This is a genomic window from Nodosilinea sp. LEGE 07298 (assembly GCF_015207265.1).
In the GTDB taxonomy this organism is placed as follows: Bacteria; Cyanobacteriota; Cyanobacteriia; order Phormidesmidales; family Phormidesmidaceae; genus Nodosilinea.
The window spans coordinates 1-1,061 of sequence record NZ_JADEXE010000608.1 but is presented as its reverse complement, the minus strand read 5'-3'; the positions used below and the strand labels follow the sequence as shown (position 1 = coordinate 1,061).

The following is a 1,061-nucleotide window of genomic DNA, read 5'->3' as shown; positions in this document are numbered from 1 at the left end:
CAACAAATTGCTCGAATAGCGCGTTTATCATGGGACGCTAACTCATTGACTCTAAGCGGCCAGGGGTAACGTCTTTAGCTTATCCAATTGACCGCACTAGTACGAATGATCACCTTAACAGGGGTAGACTCTGAGTGTCATGCGTGGGTAGTGCGTGTTGCATCGTTGGGTCTGTAAGTGTCAATGTCGGGACTCTGAATGCCATCTTTGGGTCTCTGAGTGTCGTGCTTGGGTAGCGCGAGGGTCAGCATTGGGACTCTGAGTGCCATCGTCGGGACTCTGAGTGTCATGCGTGGGTTTGCGAGTGGCACTCAGGCCTCGCCCGGTTGGTTTTTAGAAATAGGTCACGGCTTTGCAGAAACGACCTGCCGTATTCTACGGAGCCTTTCATTTGCTATTTAGAAAAATTCCGTGCGATCGCTAGGTTTGAAGCCGTAAAAATTAGGCTATCTATTGAAAACCCAGGCTACACCAAATCCACTTCGGGAACTAAAGTTTTTCTTTACGGCAGGCTCTATTTCTAGGCTTGGACCCGGTTTATTCAAGGGTGTCATCTAACTATGAGTATCAAGCACTATGATTGCCAACCAAGTCGATATTGAGTTTTCTGCCGAAGACCAAAAAGCGGTAATGGAAGCCCTGGAGCTCGTTCGCAAAAAGCTGGCGTTTGTGGTCGGCCTGTCAACGGAGGAACGCCGCCGGTTGTCTAAAATTGGCACGCGATCGCAAACGTTTACCTACCAGGCCCTGACGGTGGCAGAGCAGCACCCCGAGCTAATGCCCCGCTACCTGGATGTAGATGGGGCCATGCGCGATATGAATCTATTTATTGCGCTGAACCCGATTTTGCAAACGCTGGTTGAGCTACAGCGCCTGGTAAAAGATACGCAGACTGTGGCGGGCAGCGAGGCCTATGCAGCGGCGCGGACGGCCTATTCGTCAGCCAAGAAGGCGGCGAAGGGCGTGGGCCTGGAGGACGTGGTTGGCACCCTGTCGCAGCATTTTGATCGGGCAAAGCCTACGGCGGCGAGTCAATCCCAGGCTGGGCCATCGGTGTAGAC

Annotated in this window: 1 protein-coding gene; it reads left to right on the top strand. The window is 52.7% G+C overall.

The window, feature by feature from the left end:
• The first annotated feature begins 576 nt into the window (after positions 1–576).
• Complete coding sequence (locus IQ273_RS33390) at positions 577–1,059, top strand: hypothetical protein (protein WP_194027353.1); 483 nt, start codon at positions 577–579, stop codon at positions 1,057–1,059.
• Positions 1,060–1,061: the final 2 nt, after the last annotated feature.